The sequence below is a fragment of the Marinobacter lacisalsi genome (assembly GCF_042651045.1).
Lineage (GTDB): Bacteria > Pseudomonadota > Gammaproteobacteria > Pseudomonadales > Oleiphilaceae > Marinobacter > Marinobacter lacisalsi.
On record NZ_JBHSDI010000034.1, the window covers coordinates 1 to 1,208 of the forward strand.

The window sequence follows — 1,208 nt, forward strand, 5'->3', positions numbered from 1 at the left end:
CATCGAAGCAACTTACTCGATGATCTTGGAAACCACGCCGGCACCAACGGTACGGCCACCTTCGCGAATCGCGAAGCGCAGGCCATCTTCCATGGCGATCGGAGCGATCAGGGTAACAGACATCTTCACGTTGTCACCCGGCATTACCATCTCAACACCTTCCGGCAGCTCACAGGAACCGGTCACGTCAGTGGTCCGGAAGTAGAACTGCGGACGGTAGCCCTTGAAGAACGGGGTGTGACGACCACCTTCGTCCTTGCTCAGCACGTACACTTCACACTCGAACTTGGTGTGCGGAGTGATGGAACCCGGTACCGCCAGAACCTGGCCACGCTCTACGTCGTCACGCTTGGTACCACGCAGCAGGGCGCCGATGTTCTCGCCGGCACGACCTTCGTCCAGCAGCTTGCGGAACATCTCAACACCGGTAACAACCGTCTTCACGGTGTCCTTGATGCCGACAATTTCCACTTCGTCGCCAGTCTTGACGATGCCGCGCTCTACACGACCGGTGACAACGGTACCACGACCTGAGATGGAGAAGACGTCCTCGATCGGCATCAGGAACGGCTGATCGATGGCACGCTCCGGCTCCGGCAGGTAGTCGTCCAGGGCTTCCACCAGCTTCTTGACCGCGGTAGTACCCATCTCGTTGTCATCCTTGCCTTCCAGCGCCATCAGCGCGGAACCAGTGATGATCGGCGTGTCGTCGCCCGGGAAGTCGTACTGGCTCAGCAGTTCGCGAACTTCCATCTCAACCAGCTCAAGCAGCTCTTCGTCGTCTACCATGTCGGCCTTGTTCAGGAACACGACAATGTAGGGAACGCCTACCTGGCGGGACAGCAGGATGTGCTCACGAGTCTGCGGCATGGGGCCGTCAGCCGCGGAGCAAACCAGGATCGCACCGTCCATCTGCGCCGCACCAGTGATCATGTTCTTCACATAGTCAGCGTGGCCCGGGCAGTCTACGTGGGCGTAGTGGCGATTCGGGGAATCATACTCCACGTGAGAGGTCGCGATGGTGATACCACGCGCCTTCTCTTCCGGGGCGTTATCGATCTGGTCGAATGCACTTGCAGAACCAGTACCCCACACTTCGTGACATACGCGAGTCAGTGCCGCCGTCAGAGTGGTCTTGCCATGGTCAACGTGACCAATGGTGCCCACGTTCAGGTGCGGTTTGTTACGTTCAAATTTTGCTTTAGACA

Annotated in this window: 1 protein-coding gene; it reads right to left on the minus strand. The window is 58.4% G+C overall.

Annotation, left to right across the window (positions count from 1 at the left end; all coding sequences use genetic code 11):
* Nucleotides 1-12: 12 nt before the first annotated feature.
* A partial coding sequence (tuf, locus tag ACFOZ5_RS13440) for an elongation factor Tu (RefSeq protein ID WP_379888147.1) occupies nt 13-1,208 on the minus strand: 1,196 nt, incomplete at its 5' end.